This is a genomic window from Coleofasciculus sp. E1-EBD-02, assembly GCF_040218245.1.
Lineage (GTDB): Bacteria > Cyanobacteriota > Cyanobacteriia > Cyanobacteriales > Coleofasciculaceae > Coleofasciculus.
Genome location: NZ_JAVJQN010000246.1, coordinates 17,820 through 34,641, shown reverse-complemented (window position 1 = coordinate 34,641; position 16,822 = coordinate 17,820). Strand labels below are relative to the sequence as shown.

Sequence of the window (16,822 nt, the reverse complement as noted above, 5' to 3'; positions counted from 1 at the left end):
TGTCCATTTCCAGATAACAGGAGAGGCACAGGCAAAGGAGGTGAACAGTGGCAGAAGTTGAAATTCTGACGCGATCGCGCTTTTATTTAGAGTTAATCTTAGATGGGAGTAACGACGCTGTTGATGGTCTGTTTGAGGAATGTAAAGGCTTTAAAGCCACCCAGGATGTCGTTGAAGTCTGCGAGGTAACGCCGCAGAAGTGGGGCAAAAGTGGGAACGCTAGAGGGCGAGTGGTTCGCACGAAGGTTCCGGGTAATATGACCTACACCAATCTCACCTTGAAACGAGGTTTAAATATTTCCATGACCTTGTGGAATTGGCTGAATTCCGTGCAGGAAGGAGCGGATTGGCAAGATCAACGGCGTAATGGTGCATTAGTCATCTATGATACCTCATCCACAGAGCAGTTTCGATTTGAATTCAAAGGCGCGTGGCCCGTTAGCTACCAAATTTCTGATTTAAATGTCAGAGGAGATGAGTATCAAGTCGAAGAAGTCGAGGTTGCAGTCGAACAGTTAAGACGAATTAAACCAGGAACATGATTCAAACCGAGTTTGAATTTGATCTTCCCAAAGGATATCTGGATGGGGAGGGAAACTTACACCGCAAAGGGGTAATGCGATTAGCGCGGGCGATTGACGAAATCGTTCCCATGCGTGATCCGCGTGTGAAGTCTAATCCCGCTTATGCCACGGTGATTATTTTATCGCGAGTTATTTTGCGTTTAGGGGCTTTAGATGAAGTCACTCCCACGATAATTGAAAATTTATTTGCCTGTGATCTCAATTATTTGCAACAATTTTATCGTCAAATTAACGAATTAGAATCTGATAATCAAGGTGAGCAAAGTTCTAGTTTGTCGGCACAATCTCAATCAATATCATCTGACTAGAAGTGAGATGATATTTATTTTTTTTCAAAGATAAATTTCAAACAGCAGGTTTTGATACAGGTGGTTAAGTAAAGGGCGACCCGATCCAATTAAATGGATAAAGTTGTTGATTGATGCAGCGGGTCGCCCCTACAGGAAAACTAAAAAGACGAAGAACGAAGGGCAAATGACAAATGACAAATGACAAATGACCAATAACTATACCTATTTTGAATTTACTCTCCCTAAAGGTTTGGTTGATACCAACGGTGGTATTCATCGGCATGGGATAATGCGTCTAGTCACCGGGAAAGATGAGATTGTAGTTCACAAAGATAGCCGCGTGCAGAAAGAATATTACTACCGCATTTTGGTTATTTTGTCTAGAGCTATCACCCGTCTCGGCAACCTTTCTCCGGTTACACCAAAGCTACTAGAACAAATTTTCTTAGTAGACTTGATTTACTTACAGAACTTTTTCAATCATATCAATCAGCATCAGGGAGGATTAGCGCGATCGGGGGAATATTAGGCTACCCCTTGGATCGTTTATATCAAGAGGTAGCCTTAATTGCTTTTCACTTTCACTGGTCATTAGACGATATCTTAAACTTAGAACATGAAGAACGGCTGCGCTGGGTTACAGAAATCCACAGATTCACCAAAAAAGGATAGCAGATTTGTTCACGGTTCATCGTTGATTGTTCATGGGAAAGCCTTTAAGCTGTCATGCATTTAAATTGGGTATTAGTAGCGAGCAAGATGCTCGCACTGCAAGGATTTCGCCATTATTGATATTAAGCTTATTACCTCCTTTTGCCACGGCGATTGAAATCGCTGCTACACAAACCAAGTCCGCCTGCGCGGACTGGGTTATAAAGGGGGTAGCTAACCCGGATTTGGTATGACGAACGACGAATGACTAATGACTAATGACTAATGACTAATGACTAATGACAAACGACTAGATTGGCTACAGGCGCAACCCGACGGATGTTTACTTTTCAAGCCATCCGGAGTTCACTTTGTCATGGTGGAAAAAAGCCAATCTATAATCCGAGTTGCCTTGATTGACCGGGATTATTTAACCTCAGATTTTGTCCAATCTCAGCTTGATTTCAATGAGCCGCTGAACTTAATCTCCCCTTACAGCCAAGCTATGCTACTCAGCTTAGTTTGGCAACCTCAACCCAAACGAGTCTATGGCGCTGGATTTGCTGGGGGTCGAATTCCGGTAGTTTTGCATCACTACTTTCCCCAGGTTCAGATTGAATGTACCGAAATTGAACCCCTTTTAATTGAGATTGCCAAAGACTTTTTTGGTGTCCCTTTTGATCAACGCCTCAAAGTTATCCTCCAAGATGGACGAGACTATCTCGCCAACCAGGACCCAGATGTCCGTTACGATATTATTTTCACCGATACCATTATCGGCAACGGTTACACGCCTTATCAGTTAGCCACTCAAGAATTTTATCAACTTTGCCAAGAACACTTGTCTGAAGATGGAGTTTTGGCGGTTAATCTGTTTCAACGAGAACGGTTTTATGCTGACAAAGTAAAAACCATTCAAGCCGTATTTGCCCAGGTTTATCTTTGTCCCTTAGAGGTGGGGAATATCGTTGTACTGGCGACAAATAGTCCACCGCTTCAGTTACCGGAAATCCTGGAACGAATCCAAGTGTTACAAAATGACCATCAATTTGTCTTCCCCTTGTCAGAAACCGCTGTTCAGGTAAAAATAGGGTCACAGTTGATCGAGTGTATCCCTGAGTTAGACCAAGCTAAAGTGCTTGTGGATAATCAGCCACCAGTCGGTTATTTTGATGATCTGCCTTCATTTAATCCTTTATTTGCTCAAGGTGTTAGCACTCGCCCCTGTCCCTGTGGGTCAGGTCAATTGTTTCAAGCGTGTCATGGCAGCTGAACTATCAACTGTCAATCGTCAACCGTGGAAACCTCTGAGTCATCATCATGAGTAATTCTCTAGCCATTGCTACCGTAACCGCCACTCTACAACGAATCGTACAGACGTCGATTCAGGACGATATTAGTGGGGCAACGGTGACCACACTACGACCTAATGAAGTGGGAACAGCGACTCCCCAAGTGGGTGTGAATGTGTTTCTCTACCAGGTTCAGATTAACCATGCGTGGCGTCAACAGGCTGAAGTACAAGCCCGCAGTCGGAGGAATCCAGGTGCCAAGCGATCGCAAACTGCCCTAGACTTACATTACATGATTAGTTTCTACGGCAATGACAACGACTTACAACCGCAACGGTTGATGGGTAGTGTGATGGGTGGTCTTAACGACTGGCGTACTCTGAAAAAAGAGAGGATTGAGCGGACTCTCCATGATTCTACTTATTCTTATTTATTAGAGTCTGACTTACCCGATCAGATCCAAGAAATCTCCCTGTGGCCCCTCGATTTGTCCCTAGAAGACTTATCCAAAGCTTGGTCAGCTTTTTTTCAAACCACTTACTTGTTATCGGTGGCGTATCGGGCTAGGGTAATTATGCTCGAAGGGCAAGATACAGGCAGTAGACCTTTGCCAGTACGCGCTCGTTCCTTAGATGGAATCGTTCCCTTTACCAATCAGCCAAAAATTGATCGGATCATTTCTCAAGCTGGACGATTGGAACCCATATTAGCTGACAGTACTGTCTTAATTCAAGGCAACCATTTAAAAAGTGATATCACCCAAGTTTGGATTGGGGAAATGGAAGTCACCCCCAGTGAAATTACCGATACCCAAATTGTATTACCCCTGTCCTCTATCCCCACTGATTCGTTACAGGCGGGGATGCATAGTCTCCAGGTGGTGCATCGTCTTGCCAAAGTGATGCCACCCACCTCGAGTAATGGTAATGGGGCGAGTCAGCCCAGTGGGAATGGGGGTCAGATGCAAACAGTTAATCAGCCTCAAACCTTTGTTTCTAGTATTCAGTCGAATGTATCTCCGTTGGTGATTCGTCCCACGATTACCAAAACCACGGTATCCAAAAAAGCAGTTGATGATGAAGATTTGCGGTCTGCGGAAATACGGGTACGATCCAATTTAACTGTAGGCAAAAAGCAGCGCGTTTTGTTAGCCCTGAATGAAATTGACACGAATCAACCTGCGGCTTATTTGTTTGAAGCGTCTCCTCGCCAGACAGATGTTATTTGGGTGTCTTTCCCGGTGGAACGGATGAAAGGAGGACGCTATTTAGTTCGCTTGTTGGTTGATGGTGCAGAAAGTCCGCTGATTGTGGATACTGAACCCGATAGTCCGACGTTTAATCAGTATGTAGGTCCGAGAATATCGATTTAAAGGGTTGATTGTTCATGGTTCATTGTTCATTGGTTTTGACATCCTAAATTTGTCCCTGTTGGTTATCCTTTATCCCTGAGAAGACGATGGACGAAGATATTATCAGACAAAAACTTAATCAAGAATTAGATGCAATTAGTATTAACAAGCTGACCCAACTTGGGAATCAAGCGGTTCAGTTGGGGCTAATTGCAGGTCATGGTTATCATAAGGGTAAATATGAAATTCTGCGTCAGGGTGAGGCGTTACTGATGTCGCCTGATGAAGCTCAAACCTATTTGGAAAAGCTAATTCAGGAGGTGACATGAAGGTTTGTAGTAGGCACTAAAGTGCCTTAAGCGAGGCAAATTTTGACTACAAACGTTCATATAAGCAGGTGGACTTTCATTAAAGTAAACGGTTGAGATGAGGGAACAGGGAACAGGGAACAATTGAGTTAAATAGGGCTTGTAGTAAGGGCTTTAGCCTTAGATTTTGGGGTCTTCCGGACTTAGTGGGCTAAACTATCAGTTTCAATAAATCGGGAAGCTTACCACACAAGGATTGTAGCTTTTAACCGCCTCAAAACGAATTGAAATTCGGGTAAAAATGGTTAAAGTGTCTCGTCATTCTCAATAAAACTGTCAATAAGCTCTCATCTTTTTAAAGCTTGAGAGGGGAAATGCTTTGTCTGCCAAGCTTTTGATCGGCTTGTCACCCCTTCAGCTTGGCACAACCCCCTCAAAATTGCTGAATTGAGATTGACTAATGATAGCTTAATCAACCGACGGTAAGGGAGGGTCTTCTTCCTTAACTCTGCGGATAGGAAGATTGGCAATTAACGCTGTTGCCCGTTGGTTACTTTCTAGGGTAAATTCTAAACCCTCTTGATCAATCTCCACATAACGAGACACTACTTCTAGGATTTCGGAACGCATTGACTCAATCATCTGGGGACTGAGATCGGCGCGATCGTGGGCAATAACCAGTTGTAGGCGGCGTTTTACTTCCGCTCGACTGTTACTGGCACTTGTCCAGGGAAAAAGTCGTTCTAGAAGTTCGCTAATCATGGGGTTTTGCATCCGTGGTGAGTGAGGAGTGGGGAGTGATGAGTTGGGTTAATTGAAAACTCAACACTCAAAATTTCAATACTTCAACTGCGGAACATGCGACGGATACGATTAATCAAGGTGTCATGTTCTGCCATCAAATCCAGGAAGGGAACTTTATCGCCTTCCAAACGCCGAGCAATATTGTGAATAGCAATACCGGGAAGCGTGAGATTTTCCGCCAGGGCTAAGGGTTCGCCCCGGTTACTGGAAACAATCACGCGCTCATCATCAGGAATCACGCCAATTAAGGGAATTGCCAGAATCTCTTGGACATCTTGAACCGACATCATTTGGTCAGCTTGCACCATGGCGGGTTTGAGACGATTGACAATCAGGAAGATGCGCTTTATGCCTTGAGCTTCCAGTAAACCCACGACGCGATCAGCATCTCGCACGGCGGCAATTTCTGGGGTTGTCACGATTAACGCCTCCGACGCCGCAATGATCGCGTTACGGAATCCCATTTCGATTCCGGCTGGAGAGTCAACCAAGATGTACTCATACTTCTGAGATAGCACAGCGATGAGTTTTTTCATTTGCTCAGGGCTAACTGCTTCCTTGTTCCGGCTTTGGGCAGCTGGAAGCAGTACCAATCCCTCTTGGCGCTTGTCTTTAACCAACGCCTGTTCTAAGCGACATTGCCCTGCAAATACTTCAATGGCGGTATAAACCACCCGATTTTCTAGCCCCAGGAGCAAATCTAAGTTTCTCAATCCAAAATCGGCGTCAACAAGTGCCACCTGACGACCTAATTTCGCGATCGCCGCGCCTAAATTCGCCGTAACCGTTGTTTTACCCACCCCTCCTTTGCCAGAGGTGATCACTATAATACGACTCATGAATTTAACAATAACTGGGTCTTAGCAAAATCAGCAGCTCTAGCAATACGAATACCTTGGGGTGTGACATACGCCACTTCTGGATAAAACTCAATCGGTGGCGTCTCCGGTGCCCTAGCCACAGCATCCGCAATTCGGAGTTGGGTGGGTTCCATTTTCAGAGCCATAATCCGACAGGAACGATTGCCATCAGCTCCCGCATGAGCTACCCCGCGTAGACGCCCCCAAATGAAGATGTCTCCGGCTGCAATCACTGTACCCCCTGGATTTAGGTCTCCCAGTATAACAATAGTACCAGGATGCCGAATTTCTACACCCGATCGCACGGTCATTTGTAAGTATAGGGGTTCGGTTAACTCCTGAGAGAGTTCAGGGGTTTGATGGAGAGAATACGTTGCCGATTGTTGCTCGACACAATACCCGGCTGTCGCCGCAGCAACGGCTGTTTGGCGTCGGCTGGTGTACACCCGTGAGATTCGCAGCCCAACGTCGTTCAATACATCCGCGATCGCTTGTAACTTCAGTCCATCCAATAATTGGTCACCTGCCATCAGATGTACTGTACCCGGCACTTGCCAAAAGCGATCGCTTCCGTGACAGCGATGCTTAAACTGCTGCCACAAATTAGCCCAACTGGCATCGGACATAGTTTCTACCGAGGGTAATATAAGCTGTAGCCCTTCCTCGGTCTGTTTCAGGCGGACTTGAGACTGGCAATCCATTGCCATGTCGCTCTCGGCAACCGTTGACATCGATAATAGTTGGTCAGAATCTGAAGTCATGCAACCACAGGCGTTCTTATCGGCAAACAATCTAAATTAAACGACATCGTACCTTAAGCGCAAGTCTTGGTCGAGAATTTCTTCAAGGGTGTTCCTTCAACCTAGAACGTCCGACAAGTTCCCTGAGATGCGAATAAATAGTAATAATAAGAATTATTTGAATGGGGGGTTAGAGAGACTGGGCTAAACGCTAACGTCCAGAGTCAAGCGTTTTCACCAGTTCTCTGGTGGATATCAACATCTCCCCCCTTATCAGGTCTGACCCCTGTAGAGTAGAGTGGTATGTTTAAGTAAGTGGTGGACTACTCACCTCTTGAACCGTTGAAGCTGGCGATTGTTCTACTTCATCCCTTGAAGATGTAGTGTTTTGTGTCAGACCCGCTGAAGTAGCATAAATGTCGGTCAAAGAGTTAGCTAAGTATTGCGAACTCTTTTTTGTGCGTTGAGCTACCATTAACAGCAAGTAAATCGCGACCAAATAAACAGTTGCCAGAACAGGAATAATCAAAGGCATATCAGTGTAAATCATAAGTATGAACGAACAGCAAAGTTATGTAAGATTCCATAGAAGCTGAGGCAACGGTACTAGCTGACCAGGGAGCAATAAACCCTAGCACCATGAACCCCGGGGAAGACTTCCCCAGTTTTTCGGTTGCTTCACTACTACTGAAGGTGATGTGTACAAGCCTTTCCCCAACTCAGTTGGATGAAGCTTGACAGGTTTCCTACCGGAAAGCTCCTGTTTATGTAAAATAGAGGACGACACTTAGTTAAACTACCAAGCCGTCATCCAAAACCTTGAGGCTATCTCTGCCTACCTAACGGCACCTTAACCTAAAGGTAAGGAAGCTAGTTGTCCCTACCATCTCGGAGTCAATCGGTCGATTAATCTTTTGAAATCCTTAATATTTAGCTTAACATAAGAGTTCCAGCAATTTCTAGGAATTTTCTTATCAACTTAATAAGTCGATACAATTCCAGGGAGTCCCCTCAGTCAGGTTATTGGTCAAACAGATTTCCCTACTTGGGACGCTTCGCTTAAAATTAAGGAAAGAATATGTAAACTTTCGTAACCTAATTTCTGAGTCGCCCAATCCATGACCTCAGTGACCTCCCTTTTTGCCCCTGTTGAAGCAGACCTCTATCTGCTGACCGAGAACTTAAAGAACCTAGTGGGTGCCCGTCACCCCATCCTCTATGCCGCAGCAGAACACCTATTTGGGGCTGGGGGCAAGCGGGTAAGACCAGCCATTGTCCTATTAATTGCGCGATCGACGGTGCTGGATTCGGATATTACCCCCCGTCATCGACGTCTAGCGGAAATTACCGAAATGATTCATACCGCTTCTCTGGTTCACGATGATGTCGTGGATGAATCATCAGTCCGTCGCAATGTCCCCACGGTTAATAATATGTTCAATAACCGCGTTGCCGTACTAGCTGGAGATTTTTTGTTTGGTCAATCGGCTTGGTATCTGGCTAATCTCAACAACTTAGAGGTGGTCAAGTTACTCTCCCAAGTGATTAAGGATATGGCGGAGGGAGAAATTCAGCAGGGACTGACGCGATTTGAAGCGAGTACCACCATTGATACCTATCTAGAAAAGACCTACAAGAAAACAGCATCCCTGATTGCCAACAGTTCCAAATCAGCCGGACTGTTGAGTGGCGTCTCAGCCGAGGTAGCTGAAAATCTGTATCGCTATGGAAATCATCTGGGTTTAGCCTTCCAGATTGTTGATGATATCCTCGATTTCACCGCATCCACAGAGGTGTTGGGCAAGCCGGCGGGTTCTGATTTGATTAGCGGAAATCTAACTGCCCCTGTCTTATATGCTATGGAAGAAAAACCCTACCTAGAGGTCTTGATTGAGCGAGAGTTTGCCCAACCAGATGACATTAATCAAGCCTTAGCATTAGTGATGGAGAGTGGGGGTATTGAGCGATCGCGTGAACTGGCGGCTTACCATGCTCGTCTCGCCTTAGACAATCTGACGCCCTTGAAACCCTCACCCGCTACGACAGCTTTAGTCGAGCTAACTGATTACGTCCTGAGTCGCATGTACTAGTCAAAGGGAACAGGGAATGGAATATTCAATTGAAAAGCACATCAGCTTAGTGCAGTATGAAGGATGAAGCATTAGAAGAATATCCTGGTTCCCGCCTCCATCCTCCATCCTTTGTCCTCGGCTAAGAGGTGAATTCCGGTGAATTCCGGTAAAACTCTTAAATTCCAGCTCCATCCAAAAATTGCTGAATCGCTTTATCTCGAAGTTGGCAGCTATCTGCCGTAACCATCGGAACCCGCTCAGAATTCAACTCGCGCCAATTTTGCACAGGTGTCGATGACGGCTTTTCGCTTAACTCTGCCAACTTTTGTTCCAGGATTTCAATCCGATCCACTAATGATCGAATCACAGTGGCTTCGGAATCTGGCAAACTACCATGTTCTAGGGGATTAACGCGCACTCCAGAACGATAAACAATTCGACCTGGAATACCGACCACCGTACAATCAGACGGAACATCTCGCAAAACGACTGAACCGGCACCAATGCGGACATTGTTGCCGATTTGAATGTTACCGAGAACCTTGGCACCCGCACCAACGACAACATTTTCTCCTAAGGTGGGATGGCGTTTGCCACATTCTTTCCCTGTACCCCCTAGGGTGACGCCTTGATAAATCAAACAGTAATCGCCAACAATTGCCGTCTCACCAATGACCACACCCATACCATGATCAATAAAGACACCTTGACCAATTTGGGCGCCGGGATGGATTTCAATACCCGTCAAGCTGCGAGAAAACTGAGAAATAAACCGAGGGATGAATGGAATCCCAATAGTATGTAACCAATGGCAGAGGCGGTGAAACAGGAGTGCCTGTAGACCGGGGTAGCATAATAAAACCTCGAGCCAGTTGCGAGCAGCGGGATCGCGCTCAAAGATGATGCGGAAGTCAGCTAAAAACGTAGATAGCACAAGCGAGTTAAGACAAACAAACGTAAACAACTCCTTGACTATCTTATCGTTCTTGGCTACTGACGCACAGTCAGGGTATAGTTCAAGGCTTGATTAGGATTGATGGTTCCTACCCAAATTTTATACTCTCCTGCCTTAAAGTTTGAGCTGGTTACGCTAGCGTCTTGGCTTGCGCCCGTATCATCACCGCACAAGGCAAAGCCATTGGGTCCAGTAATCAATAATGTGGTGTCTTGACCGCCACTATCAACGGCTATCTGGAGCTGATTAAAATCTGCTTCTAAGTCTATGATGTGATCGGGAGTTTCTTCTGCATAACCTAGACAAGGATTATTTTCGCGATCGCGGTTCACTAGCGACGGCAATGAAAATGAACCCCCTGTCGTACCTATCGCCGCTCCCTCCTCCGAGGAAAATCCGGGTGATAAGGTTAACGTGCCAAAATTGGCTAACTGGGATAAAACGGGTGTAGCCGTTAGCGCTATCACCATGGCTATTAATACTTGAGAACCCCTTTGCCGTAACATAGCTTAACTCTCCTGGAAACACTGATTGTGAACTTCTTTCCCTATCCCCCTTGAGTACCAGTTGATCAGACTGTCTACTCTTGTTCTATCTGATTTCCCGCTTATATATAGTGGAAGAGGTGACACCTTGGCATCTGCCACACTCGTTTGGCTCTGGAGGGACTGTGCCTTTAATTATCTTGATTTCGCTGCTGCTGATTATGAGTTGGCTATTTTCAGAGGTTCTCGTCTTGTTTCCGGTGGATATCTTAAATTCATTGAAACCGTTCACCTCATTAACCCTGATTGTTGCCTTACTCGTTTTTTTGTGGTGCTTTGGCGAGTAAGATAATGGTAATGCCACTCTGCCTATAAATTAGGAACGTCAGTCTTGGCAAATAGAGGGTTGGGTTTTGTCCATTCCACCCATAAGCAAACTTTTGATTGACCGGAGGAGAATTTCACCAATGTTTCTTGATGAACTCACCCCTATCGTTAAAGAATTATTCCAACAGCCTGTAGCATTCTTAGGCGGATTTTGTTCGGGAGTGTTTCGACTCAATCTTTCAGATGACCCCGTTAAAAGTTGGCTCGATCAGCAAACGGGTTCCACCAGCTATACGACCACTCCGACAGGAAGTGACAATGGCAGGACGAACGGACCTCAATCTATCTCGATTGAATAAGTAGGTGGGGACAATTAAAGTTAACGGTGGCGATCGTCATTCGTCATTCGTAAGGGTTTGAGGCTTTTTAACATAACTTCATAAGGTTGAGTTTATTTCCACAACCTACTTAGAACTCCGATGCACAATCGTACCACTTAGCGGTTAAGCCGCGATCGCGTTCTGTCCAAGATGTAAGCTAGATAACCGACCAGAAAACCATTTCTAGGTTATCATTAACGATATCTGTAAGTTCAGTTCTACCTTTGGTGAGATTTTTGGTTGGGCAGCTACATTCCTAGTTGATCACCCTGGAAACTAACCACGGATTACCAGACAAGACTTTAAGCTATTTGCATTTTCGAGTTTTCGTCTGTGGCTCTGAACTTTAGCCTTTCGTTCAGCCTTATCGATTTCAAATGACCATTTACATCGGAAACCTGTCTTACCAAGCCACCGAAGACGACTTAAAAACAGTATTTGCTGACTATGGCACTGTCAAGCGAGTCGTATTACCCACAGATCGGGAAACAGGTCGAGTTCGAGGCTTTGCTTTTGTCGAGATGACAGACGAAGCTCACGAAGAATCTGCTATTTCCCAATTGGATGGCGCAGAGTGGATGGGACGCCAGCTCAAAGTTAATAAAGCCAGACCCCGGGAGAATAATCGTGGTGGATCTCGCCGCAATACCGCAAATAATGCGTGGTAGCGTTAAAGCGAACCCGATTTAACCCTCTTTGAACCAGAAAAAATTATACGCAGCAAGGGACATAAAGCCTGATTTTGCCTTGTGTCCCTTTTCTAGTGCCGTATTTGCCGCTACAACGTCAGGACTCTAACGTTCATTAATCTCCTAGACAAATTCCTAAACCTCTGGCGGTTTTCACCAGAGTCCCTTGGGAATCCACCGCTTTATACTGACCGATCGCGTCTAAAATCGGGACGCTGACAACCTGTCGATTTTGCCAGGTCACCATCTTATCGTAGTCTTTGTCCGCAATTAAATCCACTGCCGCGACACCAAACGCCGAGGCGGTAAGGCGATCTAAGGGTGAGGGAGTTCCACCACGCTGGGTATGTCCCAACACCGTCACTCGTGTTTCTGCACCACTGCATGCGCTAATTCGTTCTGCCAAATAATGACCAACCCCGCCATAGCGACATTCGCCAAAACTGAGCATATTCTGCACCACTTCCCCAGATTCGGTGCGAACGGCTTCGGAGACAATCGCAACACTGTAGTTTTTACCCTGCTGTTTGCGCTGTTGGATTTGCTGGCAGATTCGTTCTAGAGTATAAGGGATTTCCGGAATTAGAATAATATCAGCACCGCCTGCAATTCCCGCACTAATCGCAATATGACCCGCATCGCGCCCCATAACTTCCAGGATCATCACCCGATCATGGCTAGCGGCGGTAAACTGTAAACGGTCTAGGGCTTCGGTGGCAATATTCACCGCCGTATCAAATCCGATGGAACGCTCGGTAATCCCCACATCATTATCAATGGTTTTGGGAATCCCCACCAAATTTATCCCCCCAACTTCCGCCAGTTTACGCAAAATCGCCAAACTGCCATCACCACCAATCCCAATCAGGGCATCAAGTCCCAACTGATGATACCCTTCAGCAATTTCCGCTGAGCGATCGCGCACGGTACCATCAGACATGGGAAATGCAAACGGGTTGCCCTTATTCGTCGTTCCCAGAATTGTTCCCGCCAAGGTTAGCGCCGCATCAACTTGCTTGGGTTCTAGGCGAGTCGCTTGGGGGGGACGCTGCATCAACCCTTGGGTGGCGCGATAAATGCCCCAAACCTCCCAATTGTAGGTTCCCACCGCTCGGTGAACCACGGCTCGAATCACCGCATTTAAGCCCGCACAATCCCCACCACTGGTGAGAATACCAATCCGTTTGTGTTCTGCCATACTGTTTATAGTTTGGTTACCTCAGCCTGTTCATCCTCAATATTACAAGCTGAAACAACAGAGGAAGTCTATAGAGAATGATATTCTCCTACACTGACCCTATAGGTACAGTGTAGGCTGCCTTAGTCTTAACCTTACGCTAAAATCGGCTTACCCTGAAGGCGTGCAAGATGGAAGTTTAAGTAAGTCTTTTAGACGTTTGAGATTTAAGTAGTTTTGTGTAAGCAATAGGGATCACAAGGGGCCAAAATATAGCCGCAATAACCAATGTAATCCAGGAGAGGACTTTTTCTTGCTCAGATAAATTCCTCATGTCATCAGCCAACTCAAACCAAGTCATAAACAAATGAGTTGCGATTGTTACGTAAATAATGCCTATACAGTAAATCATTTAGTATTGAGTGATTGCTTTAACTAAACTACCCGTCTCTGTTGATTAATTAAGGCAGGTTAATTGATCAAATTTAAATTTAAATACTCGGAAGATGATTAGACATCCGTAAATACACGTAAATACACGTAAATCCCCTGCGCCAATTAGCGTACAGGGGATACGACAGTGCGATCGCTCAACTGGGGGATTGATACTCGCCGGATTTGCCACCCGTCTTACTCAACAGGCGGATGGATTCAATTTGAATGGATTTCTCCAAGGCTTTTGCCATATCGTACAGCGTCAGGGCGGCAACGGAAACGGCTGTCAAGGCTTCCATTTCCACCCCGGTTTCGGCTTTTGTTGTTACCGATGCCTGAATCTGATACCCCGGTAATTGAGCATCTGGTTGGATTTGTATCTCGACTTGGTGTAAGGGTAAGGGATGACACAACGGGATCAGGTTTGCCGTCTGCTTGGCTGCCATAATTCCAGCCAGTCGGGCGGTGGCTAAAACATCTCCTTTTGGTGCATTGCCTGTCTCAATCGCTTGGAATGTCGCCCTTTGCATCCGCACTTGAGCCGCTGCGACGGCTTGGCGGCGGGTAGCGGGTTTGCTGGAAACATCGACCATTTGGGCTTGACCCTGAGAATTTAGATGGCTGAGGGATGATTTTTGGGCAGAGTCTTGCGTCATTGGATAAAGATGTGATATTGTAAGTAATCGGTGAGTCAATCACTCACAGCTAGGGCTTGTAGCTCAGTGGACTAGAGCACGTGGCTACGGACCACGGTGTCGGGGGTTCGAATCCCTCCTAGCCCGTTTGATTGTTTCCATTTAACTTGGTCAGGGGAATTCACTATTTCCCCTGGCTTTTGATTGACACTACATTTTGTTTATCAGGGAAAATGTGGCGTCAAGGCATCCCGCACACACGCCACACCCCACACCCTGCCTACACCTTAAGTCGCTTCTCGGCGTCCTCAGACCCAGTACTTTAAACTAGGATGGGCAAAATACACGCTAACCATGCCGCTGGTGACGATGATAGCTATGCTTGATGGTATCATAGGCGTCCAAATTCCTTGGATAAAGATCACATAAGAGCAGCCATAGAGAACACTTAGCATTCCGGCTACTGCCAAGCCTAGTAAGAGAGGGGAACGGAAACGCCAACTGACTAGACCCGCCACCAGAGACCACGCCCCAATCCAAAGATATTCAGCCCACTCAGACCACCACACCAAAAGAGGTCGCTCATCCTTAACCGCACTGATAATTTGACTCGTCATCTGGGCTTGCAGAAATACCCCAGCCGTCTCAGGTCGGTTGCTTTGATTGTAAGGCGTGGCATGAATATCGTGAAAGGTTTTATCAACGGTACCAATGAAAACGATACGGTCTCTGACCAACTCAGGTGTTAATTTATTTTCCTCAAGTACCTCTTTTAACGTATAGGTACGCGCAATCGTTTCAACTGAACTCGTAGCCCGATAATTCAGTAACATTTGATAGCCCCCGGCATCAATATTCTGATACCCTCCACTATTGTTTTTTAGGGTCGGGAAAACAACCTGACCAATCTGCAAATCATTATTGGGAGTCAACTCAGCCGTAATGCCCTCCTCTTCTAAGTAGCGCAAAGCCATAACTAGACTCAAAGAGTTACTGATTTGACATTCGGATTGCTCAGGAGGTGCTAAACCCAAAAGATGACGACGCACAACGCCATCTGGATCTAACATTACATCACTAAATCCAACTCGTTCGGGTAAGGTGTCTGGAGGGATATCCGGAGGAGGTGGAATTCCGGGATTATCGGTGGTATCTCCCACTTTACAGACGGTTATTAAACGCTTGTCTTGGCGTAAACGATTCGCTAAATCACCATATTGAGGTTCTACCGGAAAATCGCGATAGAGGTCTAAACCAATGACTCGCGGTTGGTATTGGGCTAATTTTTCCAGAAGTTGAGCCAATTTAGCATTCGACAAGGATAACCCTTGCCGTTGTGCAGAGGATTGAGCTTGAACATCACCCCCTGTAATGGTAATCATCAGCAGGCGTGGGTCAGGACTTTCCTGTTGAGGACGGATTTGCATAAAGTGGTCAAACGCCTTCAGTTCCAAAGGCTGTAGCATACCTGTCAAACCAACACCCATTGCCACGCCGACACCGGTTAGACTTGCCAACAGTTGAAGACCCCGAGATTTCCAAGATCTGGGTTTTTTACGCTGTCGTTGCCGTTTGTTGAGGTATAGCAGTTCAAAAATCGGCGCTTTGCCAATGCCCTTTAAGTAGTGATTGCCACGGGGGATAATGGTTAAGTCTGTAATTCCCGCATCGTAAATCAAGTCTGTTGTCACTTCTGACAGCAGAATTTGTCCCCCATGGGCGAGTGAGGACACCCGAGCCGCGTAGTCAACTTCCTCGCCAATAAAATCATCACCGTCGGGTAAGGGACTCCCGGTGTGCATGCCAATTTTGACTTGTAACGGACCAAGGGGGGTGTCAATGGGTTCACAGGTGTGACTAATTTGCAGTGCTACTGCCCACTGAGCTGCTTGAGAGGCATTGGCGAAAACCACAAAGTAAGCGTCACCTTCGGTCTTGACTACACGCCCTCCGTAAGCCACTAAATTCGCTTCAACACGCTGGCGATGGGGTTTGAGAATCGTGTCAAAGTAGAGGCGATTGCGGGTAGTGATGTCATTTCCCTTTAAATATTTTTTGACCGCTGTGGAACTAACTAGGTCTGTGAACACCATGGTTACCACATGGTCAGATACGACAACTTGTTTATCGATTACGGGTTGCATCACAGATCAATCATTCGCTGTTGGGAAGGTAAGCACTAGACGAACCCTGACTGGCTTAACTTACTGTTTACATTACAGTTATCAAGAATTTGAAAATGAGACAGGAGTATTAAGTTAAGTAATGATGAAGACTTTGTAAATAGACAATGAAGACTTTGTAAAGTTTATATACAAGTCCGGCAAATGTTTAAATTGAACCCTGATTGCCGCTTGTCTGGCTTATAATGGTCTGTCTATTGCACCACAAAGACAGATTCAAGTTGGTCAAAAATTATTGATGGCAAGATATAGCGTGTCTAAATCAGTTTTGAAATAATAATCTTTGCTGGGCATATTTGTCAGCCTTGTTTTTTTACTCATCCTTTACTTTAGGTTGGCTAGATAACTGTATAATGGACTACACTAAAAGAAGCGTGTCGGTTTTTACCATTTGCTGACTCCACTATTCCATAGCACCTTTTAAAAGGCAAAATCCGCTTATAGATAATAGCAGATATCAAGAAGAGTTTCAAAAAGATAAATAAAAGTAATGAAAATTGGGTGGAGAGAATTAATCGATAATTTTTAGGTAACGTTGTGTTTGAGGTTATCTGAGGAGACGACAATGATTTTTCCTGTCAGAAAAATATAAATTAACAATGTA

The 16,822-nt window shown here is 45.6% G+C and carries 19 protein-coding genes and 1 tRNA gene; 12 read left to right on the top strand and 8 right to left on the bottom strand.

The features are described from left to right. Nucleotides 1–47: 47 nt before the first annotated feature. The 7 genes from RIC07_RS36010 (at nucleotide 48) to RIC07_RS35980 (ending at nucleotide 4,497) form a co-directional block, all read left to right on the top strand. Nucleotides 48–542 (top strand): phage tail protein, encoded by a 495-nt coding sequence (locus RIC07_RS36010; protein ID WP_446398691.1) that lies wholly within the window; start codon nucleotides 48–50, stop codon nucleotides 540–542. Beyond that, the gene (locus tag RIC07_RS36005) at nucleotides 539–892 is read left to right on the top strand and encodes a hypothetical protein (RefSeq protein ID WP_446398690.1); all 354 of its coding nucleotides are present in this window, start codon (nucleotides 539–541) and stop codon (nucleotides 890–892) included. Before RIC07_RS36010 ends, RIC07_RS36005 begins: the two co-directional genes overlap by 4 nt. Before the next feature lie 187 nt (nucleotides 893–1,079). Beyond that, the gene (locus RIC07_RS36000; protein WP_446398689.1) at nucleotides 1,080–1,403 is read left to right on the top strand and encodes a hypothetical protein; all 324 of its coding nucleotides are present in this window, start codon (nucleotides 1,080–1,082) and stop codon (nucleotides 1,401–1,403) included. Between the two features lie 8 nt (nucleotides 1,404–1,411). Beyond that, nucleotides 1,412–1,546 (top strand): DUF6760 family protein, encoded by a 135-nt coding sequence (locus tag RIC07_RS35995; protein ID WP_446398688.1) that lies wholly within the window; start codon nucleotides 1,412–1,414, stop codon nucleotides 1,544–1,546. 271 nt (nucleotides 1,547–1,817) lie between these two features. Then, nucleotides 1,818–2,798: a fused MFS/spermidine synthase gene (locus tag RIC07_RS35990; RefSeq protein ID WP_446398687.1), complete on the top strand. Its 981-nt coding sequence runs from the start codon at nucleotides 1,818–1,820 to the stop codon at nucleotides 2,796–2,798. 47 nt (nucleotides 2,799–2,845) lie between these two features. Next, entirely contained in the window at nucleotides 2,846–4,189 is a 1,344-nt protein-coding gene (locus RIC07_RS35985) for a DUF4255 domain-containing protein (protein ID WP_446398686.1), read from the top strand. An 86-nt stretch (nucleotides 4,190–4,275) separates the two neighbouring features. Then, complete coding sequence (locus RIC07_RS35980; protein ID WP_446398685.1) at nucleotides 4,276–4,497, top strand: hypothetical protein; 222 nt, start codon at nucleotides 4,276–4,278, stop codon at nucleotides 4,495–4,497. 447 nt (nucleotides 4,498–4,944) lie between these two features. On the opposite strand, the gene minE is transcribed toward RIC07_RS35980, so the two are convergent. From minE to minC, 3 genes are all read right to left on the bottom strand, one after another. After that, complete coding sequence (gene minE, locus RIC07_RS35975; protein WP_446343216.1) at nucleotides 4,945–5,238, bottom strand: cell division topological specificity factor MinE; 294 nt, start codon at nucleotides 5,236–5,238, stop codon at nucleotides 4,945–4,947. An 83-nt stretch (nucleotides 5,239–5,321) separates the two neighbouring features. Next, entirely contained in the window at nucleotides 5,322–6,119 is a 798-nt protein-coding gene (gene minD / locus RIC07_RS35970) for a septum site-determining protein MinD (protein ID WP_044208809.1), read from the bottom strand. Further along, entirely contained in the window at nucleotides 6,116–6,901 is a 786-nt protein-coding gene (minC, locus tag RIC07_RS35965) for a septum site-determining protein MinC (protein ID WP_446377360.1), read from the bottom strand. Before minC ends, minD begins: the two co-directional genes overlap by 4 nt. Nucleotides 6,902–7,998: 1,097 nt before the next feature. Here minC and sds point away from each other — a divergent pair. Beyond that, nucleotides 7,999–8,970, top strand: a complete 972-nt coding sequence (sds, locus tag RIC07_RS35960; RefSeq protein WP_446398684.1) for a solanesyl diphosphate synthase — start codon at nucleotides 7,999–8,001, stop codon at nucleotides 8,968–8,970. A gap of 157 nt (nucleotides 8,971–9,127) precedes the next feature. Here sds and cysE read toward each other — a convergent pair whose 3' ends face one another. Together cysE and RIC07_RS35950 are read right to left on the bottom strand one after the other, a co-directional pair. Next, nucleotides 9,128–9,886 carry a serine O-acetyltransferase gene (gene cysE / locus RIC07_RS35955; protein ID WP_446398683.1) on the bottom strand — a complete coding sequence of 253 codons (759 nt, stop codon included), beginning with the start codon at nucleotides 9,884–9,886 and terminating at the stop codon, nucleotides 9,128–9,130. Nucleotides 9,887–9,942: 56 nt separating this feature from the next. Continuing rightward, a complete protein-coding gene (locus tag RIC07_RS35950; protein ID WP_446398682.1) occupies nucleotides 9,943–10,413 on the bottom strand; it encodes a hypothetical protein in 471 nt (156 codons plus the stop codon). Between the two features lie 80 nt (nucleotides 10,414–10,493). Here RIC07_RS35950 and RIC07_RS35945 point away from each other — a divergent pair, with 80 nt between their 5' ends. From RIC07_RS35945 to RIC07_RS35935, 3 genes are all read left to right on the top strand, one after another. Continuing rightward, nucleotides 10,494–10,739, top strand: a complete 246-nt coding sequence (locus RIC07_RS35945; protein ID WP_446377366.1) for a hypothetical protein — start codon at nucleotides 10,494–10,496, stop codon at nucleotides 10,737–10,739. 120 nt (nucleotides 10,740–10,859) lie between these two features. Next, complete coding sequence (locus RIC07_RS35940; protein ID WP_446373445.1) at nucleotides 10,860–11,078, top strand: hypothetical protein; 219 nt, start codon at nucleotides 10,860–10,862, stop codon at nucleotides 11,076–11,078. A gap of 398 nt (nucleotides 11,079–11,476) precedes the next feature. Further along, nucleotides 11,477–11,767: an RNA recognition motif domain-containing protein gene (locus RIC07_RS35935; protein WP_446377368.1), complete on the top strand. Its 291-nt coding sequence runs from the start codon at nucleotides 11,477–11,479 to the stop codon at nucleotides 11,765–11,767. 136 nt (nucleotides 11,768–11,903) lie between these two features. Here the strand turns inward: RIC07_RS35935 and RIC07_RS35930 are convergent, their stop codons facing one another. Both RIC07_RS35930 and moaC read right to left on the bottom strand, forming a co-directional pair. Then, a complete protein-coding gene (locus RIC07_RS35930) occupies nucleotides 11,904–12,986 on the bottom strand; it encodes an ATP-dependent 6-phosphofructokinase (RefSeq protein ID WP_446398681.1) in 1,083 nt (360 codons plus the stop codon). Between the two features lie 569 nt (nucleotides 12,987–13,555). Continuing rightward, the gene (gene moaC / locus RIC07_RS35925; RefSeq protein ID WP_446377372.1) at nucleotides 13,556–14,056 is read right to left on the bottom strand and encodes a cyclic pyranopterin monophosphate synthase MoaC; all 501 of its coding nucleotides are present in this window, start codon (nucleotides 14,054–14,056) and stop codon (nucleotides 13,556–13,558) included. Between the two features lie 52 nt (nucleotides 14,057–14,108). On the opposite strand from moaC, the gene RIC07_RS35920 reads away from it, so the two are divergent. Further along, nucleotides 14,109–14,182, top strand: a tRNA-Arg gene (locus RIC07_RS35920). A gap of 161 nt (nucleotides 14,183–14,343) precedes the next feature. Here the strand turns inward: RIC07_RS35920 and RIC07_RS35915 are convergent. Beyond that, nucleotides 14,344–16,179 (bottom strand): CHASE2 domain-containing protein, encoded by a 1,836-nt coding sequence (locus RIC07_RS35915; RefSeq protein WP_446398680.1) that lies wholly within the window; start codon nucleotides 16,177–16,179, stop codon nucleotides 14,344–14,346. Between the last annotated feature and the right edge of the window lie 643 nt (nucleotides 16,180–16,822).